Annotated in this window: 14 protein-coding genes; 2 read left to right on the top strand and 12 right to left on the bottom strand. The window is 68.5% G+C overall.

What is annotated here, in order from left to right; all coding sequences use genetic code 11:
• Positions 1–38: 38 nt before the first annotated feature.
• The 6 genes from DEU37_RS06755 to DEU37_RS14825 form a co-directional block, all read right to left on the bottom strand.
• Entirely contained in the window at positions 39–1685 is a 1647-nt protein-coding gene (locus tag DEU37_RS06755; RefSeq protein WP_121189825.1) for a GMC family oxidoreductase, read from the bottom strand.
• Positions 1682–3463 (bottom strand): aldehyde dehydrogenase family protein, encoded by a 1782-nt coding sequence (locus DEU37_RS06750; RefSeq protein ID WP_121189824.1) that lies wholly within the window; start codon positions 3461–3463, stop codon positions 1682–1684. Before DEU37_RS06750 ends, DEU37_RS06755 begins: the two co-directional genes overlap by 4 nt.
• Before the next feature lie 116 nt (positions 3464–3579).
• Complete coding sequence (locus DEU37_RS06745) at positions 3580–3840, bottom strand: glutaredoxin family protein (protein ID WP_121189823.1); 261 nt, start codon at positions 3838–3840, stop codon at positions 3580–3582.
• Positions 3837–4970 carry a glycosyltransferase family 2 protein gene (locus DEU37_RS06740; protein ID WP_005054519.1) on the bottom strand — a complete coding sequence of 378 codons (1134 nt, stop codon included), beginning with the start codon at positions 4968–4970 and terminating at the stop codon, positions 3837–3839. Before DEU37_RS06740 ends, DEU37_RS06745 begins: the two co-directional genes overlap by 4 nt.
• A gap of 161 nt (positions 4971–5131) precedes the next feature.
• Complete coding sequence (locus tag DEU37_RS06735; RefSeq protein ID WP_183043608.1) at positions 5132–7399, bottom strand: alpha-L-arabinofuranosidase C-terminal domain-containing protein; 2268 nt, start codon at positions 7397–7399, stop codon at positions 5132–5134.
• Entirely contained in the window at positions 7396–8343 is a 948-nt protein-coding gene (locus tag DEU37_RS14825) for a glycoside hydrolase family 43 protein (protein ID WP_183043607.1), read from the bottom strand. Before DEU37_RS14825 ends, DEU37_RS06735 begins: the two co-directional genes overlap by 4 nt.
• Positions 8344–8457: 114 nt before the next feature.
• Between DEU37_RS14825 and DEU37_RS06730 the strand changes: the two genes are divergently transcribed.
• On the top strand, positions 8458–9495 hold the full coding sequence (locus tag DEU37_RS06730) for a LacI family DNA-binding transcriptional regulator (protein WP_121189821.1): 1038 nt from the start codon (positions 8458–8460) through the stop codon (positions 9493–9495).
• Positions 9496–9498: 3 nt separating this feature from the next.
• Here the strand turns inward: DEU37_RS06730 and DEU37_RS06725 are convergent, their stop codons facing one another.
• The 6 genes from DEU37_RS06725 to DEU37_RS06700 form a co-directional block, all read right to left on the bottom strand.
• Positions 9499–10317 carry a carbohydrate ABC transporter permease gene (locus DEU37_RS06725; RefSeq protein ID WP_121189820.1) on the bottom strand — a complete coding sequence of 273 codons (819 nt, stop codon included), beginning with the start codon at positions 10315–10317 and terminating at the stop codon, positions 9499–9501.
• Positions 10314–11273, bottom strand: a complete 960-nt coding sequence (locus DEU37_RS06720; protein ID WP_220699827.1) for a carbohydrate ABC transporter permease — start codon at positions 11271–11273, stop codon at positions 10314–10316. The genes DEU37_RS06725 and DEU37_RS06720 overlap by 4 nt, the downstream gene beginning before the upstream one ends.
• A 61-nt stretch (positions 11274–11334) precedes the next feature.
• Positions 11335–12603, bottom strand: a complete 1269-nt coding sequence (locus tag DEU37_RS06715) for an ABC transporter substrate-binding protein (RefSeq protein WP_121189819.1) — start codon at positions 12601–12603, stop codon at positions 11335–11337.
• A gap of 15 nt (positions 12604–12618) precedes the next feature.
• On the bottom strand, positions 12619–13512 hold the full coding sequence (locus tag DEU37_RS06710) for a family 43 glycosylhydrolase (RefSeq protein ID WP_183043606.1): 894 nt from the start codon (positions 13510–13512) through the stop codon (positions 12619–12621).
• Positions 13513–13804: 292 nt separating this feature from the next.
• A complete protein-coding gene (locus DEU37_RS06705) occupies positions 13805–14947 on the bottom strand; it encodes a polysaccharide deacetylase family protein (protein WP_121189817.1) in 1143 nt (380 codons plus the stop codon).
• A gap of 139 nt (positions 14948–15086) precedes the next feature.
• Entirely contained in the window at positions 15087–15548 is a 462-nt protein-coding gene (locus tag DEU37_RS06700; protein WP_121189816.1) for an adenylyltransferase/cytidyltransferase family protein, read from the bottom strand.
• A gap of 220 nt (positions 15549–15768) precedes the next feature.
• Here DEU37_RS06700 and DEU37_RS06695 point away from each other — a divergent pair, with 220 nt between their 5' ends.
• Complete coding sequence (locus tag DEU37_RS06695; protein ID WP_121189815.1) at positions 15769–16965, top strand: hypothetical protein; 1197 nt, start codon at positions 15769–15771, stop codon at positions 16963–16965.
• Positions 16966–17087 lie beyond the last annotated feature (122 nt).

The following is a 17087-nucleotide window of genomic DNA, read 5'->3' as shown; positions in this document are numbered from 1 at the left end:
CACCGATCCGCTCCGCGGGGGACGGGACGCGCGTCGTCTCAGACCCCGCGGATGAGGTCCGCAGCGCGCTCGCCGATGATGATGGCGGGCGCGTTCGTGTGCCCGCGGATGACCGTCGGCATGATCGACGCGTCCGCGACCCGCAGGCCGTCGACGCCCCGCACCCGCAGCTCGGGGTCGACGACGGATGCCGCGTCGAGCCCCATCCGCGCCGTCCCGACCGGATGGTAGAGCGTGTGGGAGTAGCGCCGCAGTGACAGCTCGATCCGCTCCGCCGCGCTCATGCGCTCGCCACCGACCGGCTGCACCCAGCCGCCCGTCGTCACGGCGCGCAGTGCCGGGGCCTCGATGAGGCGCTCGCACTCCGCGAGGCCGGCGCGCAGGGTCTCGGCGTCGATGCCTGCGGGGTCGGTCAGATACGCGGGATCGATGATCGCGGCATCCGTCGGGTCGCTGGAGGCGAGGCGGATGGTGCCGCGACTGCGCGGCTGCAGCAGGATCGCACCCACCGTGATGCCCTCCGCGGGCGGCGGCACCAAGCCTTCGCCGACGTACGGCGCCGTCGCGAAGATGATCTCGATGTCGGGCAGGTCGGCGGGGGCGTCGGTGCGATCGGCCACGGCCGTGCGCACGAAGCCGTACGCTTCGGCGACGTTGGAGCTCAGCATGCCGCGCCGCGCGCTCAGGTAGCGGGCGAGCTGGGCGGGCCTGCGCGCTCCGTAGAGCGTTCCCCCGCGCGCCGCGGGCGCGAGACCGGCGACCAGATGGTCCTGCAGATTCTCGCCCACCTGCGGCGCGTCGACGCGAACGCGGATGCCGTGGGAGGCGAGGTGGTCGGCGGGCCCGATGCCGCTCAGCATCAGAAGCTGCGGGGTGTTGATCGCGCCGCCGCAGAGGATGACTTCGCGACGGGCACGCGCGTGCCGGGTGATGCCGCCGAGGTCGACGTAGACGCCCGTCGCCCGCGGAGCCGCATCCGTGTCGTCGTCGGCGAAGGTGACCCGCCGCACCAGCGCATCGGTGAGCACACGCAGGTTCGGGCGCCTGCGCGCCGGGCGCAGGTAGGCGTCGGCGGTCGAAGCCCGGGCGCCGCGATGCTGCGTGACCATCGTCTGCGAGAAGCCCTGCCGTGTCGGGAGGTTCGCCGGAGTGACCGGATGCCGCAGCTCGCGCGCCGCCTGGAGGAACGCGGCCGTGTGCGGGCGGGGGTCGCGCTGGTGCTCGACGGGCTGCGCCCCCAGGGTGCCCTGGGTGGCATCGGCGGCGTCCTGGGTGGCCTCCGCCCGCACGAAGTACGGCGCGAGGGCGTCCCACGACCACGTGTCGCCGGCGCCCTCCGCCCACGCGTCGTAGTCGGCCGCGAACCCGCGGATCCACATCATGGCGTTCAGCGATGACGATCCGCCCAGGGTCTTGCCGCGCGGCCAGTAGATCGTGCGCCCCTCGAGCTCCCGCTGGGGGACCGTGTCGTAGTTCCAGTCGTAGCGACCGCGGAACAGCGTCGAGAATGCCGCCGGCACGTGCAGCTCGAGGGCGGCATCGGTGGGGCCGGCTTCGAGCAGCAGCACGCTGACGGCGGGGTCTTCCGTGAGTCGGGCCGCGAGCGCGGCGCCCGCCGAACCCGCTCCGACGATCACATAGTCGGCGTCGAGGGCGCCGCCCGTCGCCGCCCGTCGCGGGCTCATGCGCCGAAGGCCTTGACGAGGGTGAGCGCCATCTTGGCCGGATTGCCGTCGATGCGGAAGCGGGTGAAGCCCTCGCAGACGGCAGCGCCCGTGCGCGACGTGACGAACCACGGCGGCTTCGGCAGCACCGACAGCCCGTAGCCCCGCATCGCCGAAGACGCCGAGCGGGGGAACGGTCGGAAGGGTCCCCGCACGACCGTGCGTTCGACGTGGTCGAGCAGCAGGGCGTTGTGCACGACGCCCATGCCGCTGGGCGCGTCCTCGAGGGTGCCGCCGGGGAAGGCGCCCCAGGTGGCGGTCGGTGTGAGAAAGCCGAAGGCCGTCCACGCGTTGACCGCGACCGTGCCGTAGCGGAGGTCGGCGAGCGCCCTCTCGAACCCGTCGCCCAGAGCCTTCTGCGTCTCGGGATCGATCAGCACGTTGGCGCCGAGGGTTCCCACGAGGCGCTCGTTGGCATGCGCCACGGCGTTGTCGAGGAACTCCTGGCCCGTGCCGCGCAGGGCGACCACCCCGAGAACCGGCGAGAAGTACTCCGTCGTCTCGAGGGCCCCGGCGTCGGCCGGGCTCGTTTCGACGAGGGCGCGCGTGCCGCCGCCGCACCACGCGGCATCCGGGTAGGAGGTGCGGGCCGCGTCGAGCTTTGCCTGACTCTGCGGATACCAGACCGGACGGGACGGCGCCCTGTCGTACGCGGCGCGCAGCTCATCGAGGAACGCGTCGCGCTGCTCCCAATCGTCCGAGAGCAGCACGACCTGCCCGGCGATGCAGTTGTGACCGCTGTTGTGCAGACGCATGGTGACGACGTGCTCGGCCTGGAAGCGCAGGTCGGCGTTCGACCACCTCCCCGGCACGATGATGATCGGCGAGACACCGCCCAGTTCGGCCGTGATCGGCTTCTTCAGCAGCGGTCTGCCGTCGCGGCGGCGACGTGTGGCGGCACCGGCGGCGGCCGGGGTGTGCGACGGGCCCCAGACGATGGAGCGGAACGTCGCTTCCGACCCGGTGATGTGGACGTGGTCGATCTCCGGATGCTGAGTGAGGTAGGCGCCCACATCGCCCCCACCGCGGACGATCCGCAGGATTCCGGGCTCGATGAGCGGTGCCAGGGCACGCTCGAAGACGGACACGAGCGCGTCCTGCGTCGGATTGACCTTCAGCAGCGTGACGCGGTTGGAGGCCAGCAGCTCGTACAGCACGTCGAGGTAGGGGATGGAAGTGATGTTGCCGGCGCCCAGCACGAGCCCGACGCCGCCCGCGCTCACCGGATCGAGCTGGCCGAGCCCCGCCTCCCGGCGGGCCGTCGCGGCATCCACCCCCGGCTGCAGCCAGACCTCGGTGGCGTAGCCCGACAGCAGCAGGGCGTCGGTCGCCGACAGCGGCGAGGTGTGCACGACCGTGCGGTCTCCGGGAGCCGCGCCGATGCGGACGCCGTCCAGCGGCGATCGCCCGACGGCGAGAGCCCGGAGCGTGTCGGCGTAGGCGTCGAGTGCGACGATGGCCGCGTACGGGCCCGACAGCCACTCCTCGCCGCGGAGCGGGTGTCCGGGGGCGAGGCCCTTCGACACGGATGCCGTATCCGCCCATTCCGCCGCGACCGCGGACGTCGCGACGCGCACGCGCTGCAGCAGCGTGCGCCGCTGGGCGAGAGTGAGTGCGCGCCACGTGCGCTGTCCTGTGCGCAGAGCCGTGATCGCGGCATCCAGATCGGCGCGCACGTCATCTGCGAGGGTGGGCGCGGCTGTGGACCGTTTCGGTGCGCTCGGAGCGTTTGCGGTCACGGCGTTCTCCTTCGAAGCGGTGGTCGCGCTCGCGCGCGGGCCTCCAGCTTACGACCGGATGAGACGCGGTTCCCGAAAAGGTGCGACGCGATGTCGCGTCGTCTCGCCGACGCCCCTCAGATGAGGGAGAGCTCGCGCAGCTTCGCCTCGACGTCGGCGTTGGTCGGCTCGACGTGGTGGGAGGCGTCGGGGTAGACGACGACGGGGATGTTCGTGCGACCGGAGATCTCGCGGGCGACGTCCGCCGCGGCGGGGTCGGCCACCAGGTCGACGTAGGTGTACTCCACACCCAGCTCGTCGAGCTGCTTCTTGGTGCGGACGCAGTCGCGGCACCAATCGGCGCCGAACATCGTGATCGGGGTGTTCTCGGAGGTCATGATTCCAGCGTACGCTCGGCCGCGCGGGTGACGCCCCGGGTCGCCACCCGGGAGGTGGACTTGTTCTTCGGGGCGTAGACCCAGAGCGCGTGGTAGACGAAGCGCACCACGAACGCCGCGGCGAGTGTGATCGCTGCCGCCAGGACACTCGGGATGTGCGCGCCCTGCACGAGCAGCGGGATGATCGGGATGCGGACGACGGCTTCGACGTTGTTGAACGCGAACGACTTGAGGAAACGCACCCACATCTGGCCGGACTCGGAGCGCATGTCGGCGAAGACGAGATACTCGAGCAGCAGGAAGTTGCCGATGATCGTCACTTCGCTCGCGATGATCGCGGCCGTGAGGTAGTTCATGCCGAGGTGGATCAGGCCCCACATGATCACCAGGTTCGCGATCGCCCCGACACCGCCGACGAGGGCGAACGCCGACATGCGGCCGAAGCGCAGCATCGCCAGCTGCGTCAGGAAGCGCATGCCCTGGCTGAAGGTGGCCTTGGACTCGCCGGCGAAGCGGGTCGCGAACGCGAACGGGATCTCGCCGATGCGCATCTGACGGCGCGCGAGGATCTCGAGCAGGATCTTGAAGCCGCGCGGGCGGAGGTCGTCGAGATCGACGGTGTCGCGGTCGACGAGGAAGAAGCCGGTCATCGGGTCGGTGCAGCCGTGGAGCTTCCGCGGGAACATCGCCTTCGTCAGCAGCGTCGAGGTCCGCGAGACCGCGGTGCGCGTGGCGCCGGCGAGGCCGCCGGCCGTCCCGCCCGCGACGTAGCGCGAGGCGACGACGATGTCGACGTCGCCGAGGGCGGCGCGGTCGAGCATGCGCGGGATGTCCTCGGGCGGATGCTGCAGGTCGCCGTCCATGACCAGGCACCAGCGGGCCTGAGCGTTGCGGAAGCCCTCGAGCACGGCACCGCTGAGTCCCCCTTCGGGCTCATCGCGATGGATGAGGCGCACCGGGAAGTCCGTGGACGCGGCGACCGCCTGGATGGTCGCGGGCGTGTCGTCGGTGGAGTCGTCGACGAAGACGACCTCGAAATCGACGTCGTCGAGGGCCGCACCGATGCGGCGGACCAGCTCGGCGACGTTCCCGCCTTCGTTGAAGGTGGGAACGATGACGGAAAGATCCATGGGGATGCGCTCGCGATCGGTCAGGGACAGAACCGTTTCAGCCTACCGAGGCGGAGTTGGGCAACTCCTGTGCGTGCTCTGTCAGTTCTTTCTGGCTCCCGAGCATCTTCTGGCTCCCGCTCACCGACGGTCCTCAGCCGCAGAAGAGAGTGATTCACCCGTCACGGGTTGAGGCGTATGACGGCGAAAGCGTGGCCGGGGATCAGGTACCGTGCACCGTCGAGGACGAACGTTCTCGGCTCGGTCCGCGCGGCCTCGAACGGGCGCCCGGATGCCGCTGGCGCGCTGAGCTCGGTGATCTCCATCTGCCGCACCGTCTCACCGGATGCCAGACGGAGGTCGGTGTCGACGGTGCTCTCGGTGGCATTCACGATCTTGATCCAGCGGTGGCCGTTGTCGTCATCCACCGTGGAGGTGGCGCTGAAGCGCACTTCGGGGGCGTCCGTGGCGGCGAGGTCATGGACGAGGAGCCCGTCGAGGAGCGCGCTCACCCGGCGTCCGCCGTTGCGCACACGGATCTCGACGTCGTAGGAGCGTGCAGGTGTGAAGGGGAAGGGGAGGGGGTCGCTCCATTCGTCGGAGATGCCGTCGGTGACCTCGCACAGCACGAGGAAGCGGTTCTCCCACGTTCCGAAACGCCACTCGAAGTGGTCGGGTCCGTCGACGTCGCCGAACGCGATGAGGAACCCGTCGCGTCCGTCAGCCTCGAGGCGCACCCTCGCGCGGATCGTGTAGTCGGACGCCCGCGTGTCCAGGGGTGGCCGCACCGCACCTTCACCGCGCTGCGGCTCCGACCTCCGTTGGGTGCCGTCGGCTTCGATGATGCAGGATTCCACGCTGATGGTGCCGGTCTGGGCGCGCACTTCCATCGCGACCGCGTCGGACCGTCGGCGCGCCCACGACGGGGCATCGCTCACCCGCGTCGGCAGCGCGCGGGATGCCGGTGCGGCCGCATGCATGCGCTGCACGTGATAGTTGAGGCTTCGCAGTACCCGCTCGTTGTCGAAATAGATGAGGTCGGGCGTCCACTGCGTCTCGCCGATCTTCGCGAGGAGCGGAGCGTAGGAGGCCAGTCTCACGATGTCGCCGTTGCGCTCCATGCCCATCATGTAGGCGGCTTCGGACAGTGCGCACAGCATGGTGTTTCCTCGCGAGCCGTACTCGCCCACGTATACGCGCGGCCCGCCGCGGTCGTAGGTATCGAAGCGATCGAGGTTCTGGAAGTACCACTTCGGGGCCTTGTATGAATGCTCATCGACGATGTCCACGCCCACCCGCCGGGCGAGCTCCCAGCCGCGCTCGTAGTCGACACCCGTCGGGAACGGCCCCGCCGTGCCGACGATGATGATGGAGGGGTCTGCGTGTCGGACGGCCCGCAGCAGCTGCGCGAACCGCTCCGCGAAGGCGTCAGTGATCTCGTCCTCGTTGCCGATGCCGAGATAGCGCAGTCCGAACGGCTGCGGATGTCCCGCGGCCGAGCGGACGGCGCCCCACGGCGACGACTCCGGTCCGTTCGCGAACTCGATCAGATCGAGCACGTCGCGGATGTACGCGGACATCTGCTCGTCGGTGAAGGCCGCCTGGCCGCCGGGCGAGTTCTGACAGCACACGCCGGCGGCGACGACCGGCAGGGGTGCGGCTCCGAGCTGCTCGCAGAAGCGAAAGTACTCGAAGAAGCCAAGACCCATCGATTGGTGGTAGCCCCAGATGTTGCGGTCCCCGACGCGCTCGGTGACCCTACCGACGGTGTTCTTCCATCGATACACGTTCTCCAGGCCGAAGCCGTGCGCGACGCACCCGCCCGGGAAGCGGACGAATCGGGGCCGGAGCTCCGCGATCGCCTGCGCGAGGTCGGGGCGCAGGCCGTTCTCGTCGCCGCGGTAGGTGTCGCGAGGGAAGAGCGAGACCCAGGTGAACTCCGCGTCGCCGTCCGCCACCGTCAGCCGGAGACGTCCCTGCGGGCAGGTGGAGTCGGGGCGCAGGTCGATCTCCGCCGCCGTCGAAGAACTCAGGTCGACGGGGGCGCTGGCCAGTGTGGTGCCGTCGGCGGCGATCAGGGCGCAGGTGATCGACGCGGTCGCCGACGCACGCCCGCGAACAGTGAGACGGTAGGCCGCGCCGCGGGCGAGGGGGATGCCCCCGAAGCCCTCGTTCTCGAGGGCCGCGGCGACGCCGGCGCCGCGGAGGCGCACGGCACGGCGACCGCCCGACGGGTCGATCTCGACGTGTCCCATCGGGCGCCACCCGGTCAGAGGGCCCCAGGACTCGTGGTCGCGGTCCGAGAAGCAGAAATCCCGGTTGCGGATGAGTTCTGCGTAAAGGCCGCCATCCGCCGCGGAGTTGATGTCTTCGAAGAAGACGCCCCACATGCCAGGGTTGATCGGCGTGCCTGGCGCCTCATCGTCGACGGTGATGCGAGTGCGCGTCATGCGGCACCGTCCGCGTCGAGAAGCCGGTGAGCCTCGGCATCCGAGATCGGAAGAAGCGAGCCATGGCGGGCGCCGGCGGGCAGGGCCGCCTCCGGCACGTGTCGCCACACGTCCCGCGCAGGGTCGGTGCAGTGGAAGAGCTGGCATCCGCGCTGCTCGAACTCGTCCAGCAGAAGGAAAGCCCCGGAGCCGTCGACAGCGACGACGGGCGCCGGACCCTCCGCGCGGGACAGCGTCGGTCGCCCCAGCTCCCGGCTGACGAGGGTGAAGTCGGGGTCGAAGATGCCGTTGCCGCGCTCCTGCGAGACATAGCACGACGCGACGCCGTCGTCGTCGAGCCAGGAGTCGGCCGAGAAGCGGTGTGTGATGCCGTTCATCTCCAGCAATGCGACGTCGATCACGTCGTGGCCGCGGTCGAGATACAGCCGCGCGGGGGAGAAGGCCTCGAAGTCGACCGTGTCGGTCACGAACAAGCGTTGGTGTGTCGCGATCTCTCTGTCGTCGCCCTCGTCGTAGACGCTCGATGCGAACACGACGTGCCAGAGCTGCGCGCTCGCGTCCCAGTAGGCCTTCGGAGCCCAGGCGTTCCCCGCGCCGGCGACGGCCACCGGGGCGAGCCACGGTGCGGACCACGTGACGAGATCGTCGCTGGACCACACGACGATGGACCTGCTGCCGTGCCGCACGGCACGCGCCCAGTCGTCGTCGATCGCCGCGTGCAGGTCGGTCGCGACGAGGAAGAACCGCCCCCCACGGGGGTCACGAATCAGGTATGGGTCACGGACTCCCCCCTCACCGACGCTCGAACGCAGGAACGGTTGCCCCGCCCGAAGGACAGTCCAGCGCCGCGCCGTCGCGTCGTCGCTGATGGCGAAGCGGATCTGTTCCGCATCCACATCCGTGCCGTTGCGGAAGTAGGCGAACAGGTAACGGTCGAACGTCATCGTGAATCCTCCGGAAGTACTGTATCGTTACATATCGACGCCCACAACCTCCGTCATCCGCGTGCCTTCCGCCCTCGCAGTGGGGAATGTATCGTTATAGAGAAGAAACGCAAGATGCAGGAGAAGGCGGCCAGAGTGGTAACGATCCGAGACATCGCCCAGGCTGCGGGGGTGTCGCCGATGACCGTTTCGAACGTGCTCAACAAGCGCCCCCACGTCGCTGCCGCCACGCGCGAGAAGGTCCTCGAAGCCATCGACCGCCTCGACTACCGGGTCAATGTCGCCGCGCGAAATCTGCGTCGCGGACGCACCCACACCATCGGGCTCGCCGTCCCCGAGATCGACCGGCCGTACTACGGGCAGCTCGCTGCGGCCGTCATCGACGAAGGCGCCCGGCACGACCTCAACGTGGTCATCGAGCAGACCGGACGCGAACGGGAGAGCGAGCTGAACGCGCTCGCGTTGTCTCGCGTGCGCATGTACGACGGCCTCATCCTGAGCGCCGTCGGGCTCGGCGCCGACGACCGCGACCTCCTCCGGGTCGACTACCCCGTGGTCATCCTCGGAGAGCGCATCTTCCAAGGCCCCGTCGATCACGTCGCGATGTCGAACGTCGACGGCGCGGCCGCTGCGGTGGCACATATCATCGCCGCGGGCTCGCGTCGGGTCGCCGTCCTCCTCGGCGCCCTCGACCACAACCAAGTGGATGTGTCGACGTTGCGTCATGAGGGGTACCGGCGCGCCCTCGAGGATGCCGGCATCGATTACGACCCCCGCCTCGTGATCGAGATGAACGAGCTGACCCCGCAGCGCGGAGCCGAAGCGATAGCAAGCGTGCGTGCTCGCGGCGTGCCGTTCGATGGTGTCTTCTGCGTGACGGACTACGTCGCCCTCGGCGCCCTGCGCGCACTGGCCGACGCGGGGTTGCGCGTTCCGGCGGACGTTCGGGTCATCGGGTTCGACGACGTCGAGTTCGCTCAGCACCTGGTGCCGTCCCTGTCGACCGTGAACCCCGATCATCAGCTCATGGCCCGCACCGCCGTCGAACTGCTGGTCGCAAGGATCGCGGACGACCACCACGAGGCGGTGGAGTTCGTGAGTCCGTTCCGCGTCGTTGCGCGCGAGTCGACCGCGATGATCGCCTCCCCGTGAGGATCAGCCCTTCACACCGCCGTTGACGAGCCCGCTGACGATCTGACGCTGTGCGAACAGGAAGAACACGACCATCGGGATCAGCACGATCACGGTCAGCGTCATGAAGACCGGCCAGTTGGTCGTGAACTGACCGACCGCCGTGTAGACCTGCAGCACGAGGGTCTGCTTCTCGGGGGAGTTGATGAACACGTTCGGCGTGATGAAGTCGTTCCACACCCACATCGTCTGGAACACGCCGACGGTCACGAGGATCGGTCTGATCAGCGGGAGCGCGATCGACCAGTAGATGCGGAACGATCCCGCGCCGTCGATCCGGGCGGCTTCGAACAGTTCTGTCGGCAGCGAGCGCATGTAGCCGATGATCAGGAAGTAGCAGAAGATCGATCCGCAGGCGTACATGATGACGAGACCGTTGAGCGTGTCGACGAGTTCGAGCCCTGCCAGCATCCGATAGAGCGGGATCAACGTCGCTTGACCCGGCACCACGAACGCGATCACGAGCACCACCCCGACGATCGTCGCCAGGCGGCCTTTGCCCAGCAGGACTCCGTAGGCGGCCATCGATCCGACCAGAAGCATGACGGCGATCGACAGCACGGTGACATACAGCGTGTTCGCGAAGCTCTGGAGCACGGGGATCCTCTGGAACACATCGATGTAGTTGTCGAGGTACAGCGACGACGGCAGTGCGAGCGGCGACGATGCCGTCTCCGCCTGTGTCTTCAGCGTGTTGACCAGGATGTAGTAGAACGGCAGGGCGACCAGGCATCCGAGAGGAACCAGAAGGATGCTGAGCAGAACACCACGTGACGACTTCATGAGTACCGAGCCTCCAGGCGACGAGACAGAACCAGCTGCAGCGCGATGACGGCGCCGACCGCGAGGAGGAACAGAACGCTCAGGGCGGAGGCCTTGCCGATGTCCGACTGCGCGATGCCGTTCTCGATGATGGACTGTGTGAGCGTGCGGGTGGCGAAGCCCGGCCCGCCGTGAGTCAGCGTGAAAGGAAGGTCGTAGACCTTGAGGCCGCCGGTGAGTAGGAGCAGCTGGCTCACGGTGATCGCCGGCGTCAGCAGGGGCAGCGTGAGGCTCCGGAACTCCTGCCACGCGCCCGCGCCATCCAGTTTCGAGGCCTCGAAGATGTCGGCGGGGATGCTCTGCAGGTAGGCGAGGTAGATCATCGCGTGCCAGCCGGTCTGCGCCCAGACGGCGACCAGGATCACGCTGAGCTGCGCCAGTGTCTCGTCGGCCAACCAGGGGACGGGCGCGATACCGACCCATCCGAGCACGGAGTTGATCACGCCGGAGCCGAGGGGACTGAGGATGAAGGTCCAGACCAAGCCCAGGACCGCAACGCTCGGGACCGCCGGGAAGAAGAAGACCGATCGCACGAACCCGCGTCCGACGAATCGCCTGTTCAGTGCGAGCGCGAGCGGAATCGCGAGGGCGGTGACCAGAACCGTGGTCACGATGGCGTAGAACAAGGTGAAGCCGAGCGCGGACAGCATCGACGAGTCGCGGAAGATGCGCACGTAGTTGTCGATGCCCACCCACCGCACGTCCGGGCTGTACCCGTTGTAGTCGGTGAAGCTGTAGAAGACGGACTGCCCGAGGGGAATCAGGTACAGCACGACGAAGACGAGGAGGATCGGCAGGACGAACCATGTCGAGGTGAACGAGTCGCGCCTCCAGCGCGGCCGTCGAGGAGGCGTCACCTCCTGCGCGGATGCGGGGAGCTTCGCGGGGGATGCGCCCGCGATCAGGACCTGGGCCACGACGCCCTCCTTGTCATTCGGGTGCGGGGAGGGGGCGCAGGTGCCCCCTCCCCGCGGGAGCTCACTTGGTCGACGCGAGCTTGTCGTCCATGCCCTTGGCGAACTGCGCCGGGGTGATCTTGCCGGAGATCGTCTGCTGCAGCAGCGCCACCGACTCGCTCGTCATGACGTCGGCGTGGCTCGGCCAGTTCACGGCCGGCAGGTAGATCTTGCCGTCGCGCACAGCCGGCGCCATTTCGGACAACGACGCGTCGAGCGGGGGCGTGAAGTCCTTCGTCGTGGTGATCGACTGAGTCTCCTTCTGGTAGAGCTCGACGCCTTCCTTGCTCTGCAGGAACTCGACGAACTTCTCCGCGCCGGACGGGTTCTTCGCCTTGGCGTTGATCGCGTAGCCCGGTGAGACGGCGCCGCACCAGTAGAGCTCTCCCTGGGGGTTGGGCACCGCAAGGTACTCGAGGTCGAGGCTCGGCGCGGCCTTCTTGATGCCGCCGAGTGCCCACGAGCCGGTTCCGATCATGGCGACTTGCCCCTGCTCGAAGGCCTGCAGCACCTGGTCGCCCGTGAGCCCGGCCGCGGAGCGCGGTTCGATGCCCTTCTCGAAGAGCTCGTTCCAGGTGGTGAGGGGCGTGGTCCACGTGTCGGCGAAGGACGTCTTGCCGTCCCAGATCTGCTGGTCCATCGTCGCGTCCATCGACGCGTTCTCGACGCCCAGCAGCGCGGAGAGGGTGACGGGGATGCCGTCGGACGCCTCATAGAACGCGGTCACACCGGAGTCCTTCAGCTTGGTGCCGAGGTCGATGAACTCCGACCAGGTCTTCGGCGCGGACGTGTAGCCGACCTTCGCGAGCATGTCCTTGTTGATCAGGATGCCACCGCCCCAGGAGGCGATCGCCGCGCCATAGACCTTGCCGTCCGTGCTGTAGGTCTGCTTGGCGGCATCCGAGATGTTTGAGATCCACGGCTCGCCGCTGAGATCTTTCGCGAAGCCGCCGTCCATGAGCTGGTGCTTGTTCTCGGCGGTGATGATGAACACGTCGGGGCCGGTGTTCGACCCGAGCTGCGTCTGCAGCTTTTGCACGTAATCGGTCACAGGCGGCGCGTACGACGCGTTGACCGTGAGGCTGGGGTTCTCCTTCTCGAACTGGTCGATGAGGGGCTGCATGGTCTCCTGCGTGTCCCAGGAGAGGAACGACACGGTGCCGGAGGATGCGCCGGCATCCGTTCCGCCAGCGCACGCGGTCAGGGCGGTGGCGGTGAGGCTCAGGATGCCGAGCGCGATCACCGTGCTGCGCGCGCGCCGGCGGTACGGGTGTGAGGTGTTCAGCGACATTGCTTTCTCTTTCTTTCAGGTGTCGAGTGTGATCGGCAGGGAAGGGGCGGTCAAGCGGATGGAGGCGATTCGCGGAGCCACCGGCTCGAGGTCGCCGTCGGAGCTGTAGTGCAGCGGCTCGATGGCGATCTCGCGGCGGTAGCCATCTCCGTCGGGGATGGCGAAGCGGTGATAGGCGATCACCCAGTCGTCGCTGTCGGGCAGGCGAAGAATCGAGTGATGGCCTGTGGCGAAGATCCCTCGTGCGGGGGACTGCTCCAGCAGCACGCCGCGGTCGTTCCAGGGACCGGTGGGCGAGGGGCCGTCAGCCCAGCGGACGCGGTACTCGGCATCTCTGGTGTCGTTCTCCGACCAGGTCAGGTAATACCGGGTGCCGCGGCGATGCAGGTGCGCCGCCTCTCGGAAGGTGGGGTGCTCCCAGGATGTGACCGTGGTCGGGTCGATGGAGAGCATGTCGGGGTTCAGGCGCGCGACATGGGCGACCCCGTTGCCCCACAGCAGATACGCCGTGCCGTCGTCGTCGGTGAAGACGGACGGGTCGATGGCGCGACCCGCGTGGGCGCCGCGCTCGACGATCGGGAGGCCTGAGTCGATGAACGGGCCGCGCGGCGAGGTGGATACTGCCGCACCGATGTTGTCGTCGGCGCTGAAGTAGAAGTAGTAGTTGCCGTTTCGCGCCGTGGCGGCGGGGGCCCAGGCGAATCGGTCGGCCCAGGCGACGTCAGTGTCGAGGTTGAGGATCTCGCCCTCATCGACCCAGTTCATCAGATCGTCGGACACGAGGACACGGAACGAGGTGGAACTCCAGTCCGCCAGACCATCGGTCGTCGGGTACAGGTAGAACCGTCCGTCGAAGCACGTCAATGCAGGGTCTGCAAAGTATCGGGGGTGGCGCTGCTCTGCGCTCATTGTGACTCCTCGGCCAAACCCTGTATCGATAAAACAAGGACGGCATGTATCGTTACACACATTCCTCCCGTTCGCAATGCGGAGATTGACGGCGAGTGCTCCCCGGTTCCGACGCCGGCGTCCGCGCATGAGCCGAACCTGAGGGTCGGGTGGGTCGGGTGGGTCGGCTCGTGGGGATTCGCTCCCCGCGGTGCGTTCTCATCTCTGAGAACGCGTCGACGCTCGATCTCTATCGCCGGCCGTCGCCGAGGGTCAACAGCACGTGTCGCGCCGCAACGATCTCGCGCCGGTGTCAGCCGATCTGCTTCTTGAGAGCGGCGACGCCCATGCCGTAGTTGATGCGGACGCACGGGAGAGTGAGCTTGTCGCTGCCCACCGACACGTAGCCCTGCTCGATCGTGCGGGCCATCTCGAAGCCCGCCTGGCGCAGGCCCTCGTGCGAGGTCTCGTTGTTGTGCCCGTACGGGTACGCCATCACTTCCTTGACTCCGCCGAGCGCGGCCGCCGAGGCGGTCATGTCCGCGGCGATCTCAGGAGCGGTCAGGTTCACCATCTGGCCCTTGCCGTTGGCTCCCGCGTGATGCATGTCGTGCGTGTGGGATCGCTGCAGGATGAACCGGTTCTGTGCCGGCACCCCCGAGCCCGTGATCACGAAGGAGGTCGCCATAAGCTGGAGCTGCTCGTTGATCGGCGAGGCCATCGTGAGCCAGCTCGGATCGGCGTCGTCATCGGTGATGATCACCGCATGGTCGGGCAGGTAGAGCGCACCGTCGATGAACGCGCTGAGCTCGTCCCAGGTCGGCAGATAGAAGGACTGGTCCTTGATGTACTGCATCTGGGCGCGGTAGTCCTCGATGTAGGAGTAGTTGCCGCGGAGCCACCCCTGCTCACCCTCGGGCTTGGCCGTGAACTGGTGGTACATGAGGATGGGCACGCGCGCCTTGGCGGCGGCCACGGCATCCGACGTCGTCCAGGCGCCGTAGAGCTTCTGCTGGTGGGCGGTGCAGGCCACCGGTCGTGATCCGTTGACGCGCGTCGCGGGGCTGCCGGCATGTCCGGCCGGGTCGGCGGATGCCGCGGCCGCCGTCGCCGCGTCGGCATACCAGCCCGCGAAGACGCGGCCGGCCATCCGCGGGATCGGCAGGTGGTCGTACAGGCGGTCCTGCACCTGCAGCTGCGGGTCGAGCGCCACGCCCTCGATGTCGAAGCTGACCGCGCACGCTCCCGGAACATCGGCATGCGCCGCCAGGAGTGCTTCGGATGGGGTGAGCGGAGTCGGGGTCGGTGTGGGTGAGGGCGTGCGCGTGGCCGGCGGCGGCGAGGTCGCGGCATCCGTGTTCTCCGTGGCGCAGCCGGCGACGACGACTGTCGCGGTCAGCACCAATCCGATGGCGAATGCGCGAACGAGGCCGCGGTGGCGATGCACGAAACCCATGAAAACAACCCCCAAGGTGGACGGCGCGCCCCCGCGCCGCGCTCATCCTAGGGGGACAGGGTGTCACGCAGCAGAAATGACCGGGTGGGCGGGGGTTTTCTTCGACTTTCGTCGCAGACTCCCGCCGCTCGGGGGGTGCTCACCCGACGTCTGAGCGGATGCCGCGGCGTTCGTCCTTCGCGATGACGGCGGCATCCAGCGCGCGCCGCAGCTGCGAGCTCGACGTATGCGCGGTGTAGGGAAAGTAGACGACCTGCACGCCGACGGCAGCGAACTCACGCTCCAAGCGCAGGCCTTTCTCGGTGCCGCGCCAGTCGTCACCTTTGAAGAAATGAGTGAAGCCGACCTCGCGCCACACCTCGAGCTTGTCCGGCACCGTCTCGATGTGGACATGGTCGACGTAGCGGATGTCGCGCACGATCTGCGCGCGCTCCACCGTCGGAACGAACGGTTCCACGCCCTTGACCTCACGCAGCATCTCATCACTGACCACACCCGCGATCAGGAGGTCACATTGCTCCTTCGCATGGCGAAGGATGTTCAAGTGCCCGATGTGAAACAGATCGAACGCACCTGCGGCATAGCCGATCGACACAGCCATAGCGAGCTCCCCCAGCTCTCGACATGATCCGAGCCCGACGACGAGCGCCGGTCCGGTTCGAGCCCCCCGGCTCGATGCAGGCCCCCCGGCCCACGTCTGCACATTACCGCAGATGCGCACGAGGCGACAGTGGCGCGCACCGCGACGGCAGCGCCAACCGCGAGAAGGCTGCCGCCCCAGCGCACCGTCGGGCAAGATGGGGCCGGGGGAAGGGGCGCGCGTGAAGCGGAAGGCGTTGGGGGCGATCGCCGCGCAAGCGGCTCAGGCGGCGGTGAGCTTGGCGCTGCAGATCCTCGTCGCACGCCTGCTCGGCATCGCCGACTACGGACGCTTCGCGATCCTCTACGGCGTGATCGTGTTGGCGTCCGGCGTCGTCACGGGGCTCGTCGGAGACGCGCTCATCGTGCTGGATCGCGCGGACCGACGGATCCGCGCCGGACTCGAGGTCTGGCTCGCGATCGCGGCGGCGACCAGTGCGGCGCTCGCCGCCGCCGTGGCCGCAGCCAGCGGCTTCGCCAGCCCTGCCGAAGCGGGACTGTTCGCGCTCGCGATGATCGCCTTCGTGGTCGAGGAGATCGTCCGCCGCCTCCTCATGGCGGGCTACGCTTTCCCGCGAGTGATCGCCGCCGATCTGACCGGCTTCGTCGTCAGCCTCGCGGTGCTCGCCGGGGCGGCGGCCGTGCAGGCACTCTCGCTCGGTGCCTTCCTCGGTGCCATCGCCGCCGGGCAGACCATCGGCGCGATCGTCGGGTGGCGTCTGGTTCCCCGATCGGAACGCGTCCTGGTCGGCTGGCGGGGTGCAAACCTGCGCACCGTCTGGGGCTACGGGGCCTGGCGAGGACTGCAGCAGACCTTGCGGCCGGCGATGCTGACTGGCGTGCGTGTGGTCGTGCTGGCGGCCACCGGCGCGGCCGCCGTCGGCATGCTCGAGGCGGCGCGCACCTACACCTCCCCTCTCCTCCTGGTCGTCGGCGGCCTGTCGTCGTTCCTCTTCGTCCGCTTCGCCGACCACCGGCGCGAGGGCCGGTTCGGCTCGCTGCGAGAGGCGGACCGCGTCGTGGTCGTGCTCGTCGGCGCGACCGTTCTGATGAGCGCGGTGGCGCTCGGACTCGGACCGTGGCTGGGTCCGCTGGCGTTCGGTGTCGCGTTCGATCCGACGATGCTCGTGGCGTGGCTCGTGTTCGGGCTTTCGGTCGCGGTGGTCACGCCCTACGGCGCGCTCAGCGCCGTCGCCGGACGTCAGCGGGTGGTCTTTATGGTTCGCCTCAGCGACACTCTTCTCGGTCTGGTGCTGACGGTCGTGATCGTCCTCGTCGGCGGCAGTCCGGCGCTCATTCCGTTCGCCCTCGCCGCGGCATCCGCGCTCGGCGGAGCCGCCCTGCGCTGGATCGCCGCGAACACGCCGTCGGCACCGTGATCCTCTCAACCGGCTGAGAAGGCTCGGCAGGCAGCGCCGACTGGTGGTAGGTTCGGCGCAGCACGAAGGCGTCGGACGGGGGAACAGGGGTACGTCCGGCGCTCGGGCTCATCTTGGGGGGT

Source organism: Microbacterium sp. AG790 (assembly GCF_003634765.1).
Taxonomy (GTDB): domain Bacteria; phylum Actinomycetota; class Actinomycetes; order Actinomycetales; family Microbacteriaceae; genus Microbacterium.
This window is presented reverse-complemented; position numbering and strand designations above follow the sequence as displayed.